The organism is Nocardia amamiensis NBRC 102102 (assembly GCF_001612745.1).
Classification (GTDB): domain Bacteria; phylum Actinomycetota; class Actinomycetes; order Mycobacteriales; family Mycobacteriaceae; genus Nocardia; species Nocardia amamiensis.
The window spans coordinates 1-800 of sequence record NZ_BDBA01000214.1 but is presented as its reverse complement, the minus strand read 5'-3'; the positions used below and the strand labels follow the sequence as shown (position 1 = coordinate 800).

Genomic DNA, 800 nt, shown 5'->3' with positions numbered 1-800 from the left:
CTGTTCGGGGGACAGCCCGAGCCGACCGGTCTGCAGGGCCGCCAGCGCCTCGGCCACAGGCATGGCGTGCCAGGGCGTGTCGTCGGCGGTCGGCGGCAACGGCATCCGCGCGAGACTTCCCGCTGACCACACGCCGGCTCCAAGGGCGATCAGTGCGGACACGCCGACCGGGAGGGCGCCGCGCTGATAGGCGCCGCGCTGGGGCCCGAGCAGGCCGAGCAGCGCGCCGCACACCGATCCGAGCATGGCCAGCCGCACGCTCCGTTCGCTGGCCAGCCGCGCCGCCATGCAGGCCCGCAACACCAGCCAGGCGTCGGACAGCCCCGGACCGCAGAGGATGTCGGCCGCCCAGGGTGGAGCGCGGTCAGGAGAGACGATCCCGACGCCACAATCGGCCGCGGCCAACCCGGTGCCGTTGTGGTCGGCGATCAGCAGCACGACATGTCCCTCCGCCTGCAACTCGTGCACCGACTCGGCCAGGTGCGGGCCGCCACCGATGCCGCCGTCTGCGCCGACCCGTTCGGCCACGCCAGAGCCTCTCGGCGCGACCACGACCCGGCCCACCGCGTGCGCGGCCGCGACAACGGCTTCGGTGAGCGGTACGAGTTCGGCGCTGCCGTGCTCGGTGAGCACGCTTCCGTCGATGACGACGGTGTCGATGCGGTCCAAACGGTCCAGCGCGTCGGGATCCCGGACCAGCACGCCGCGACTGGCCAGGATCCGGCCGAGCACGGCGGCGTGGGCCTGCGCGCCCATCCGAGCAGCCCGTGGCGCGCCGAGTGCGATGGCCCTGGCGGCCA

The 800-nt window shown here is 74.2% G+C and carries 1 pseudogene; it reads right to left on the bottom strand.

Annotated features, from left to right (window positions below):
* Positions 1-800: pseudogene (locus NA4_RS41690) on the bottom strand (hypothetical protein); the annotation flags it as partial.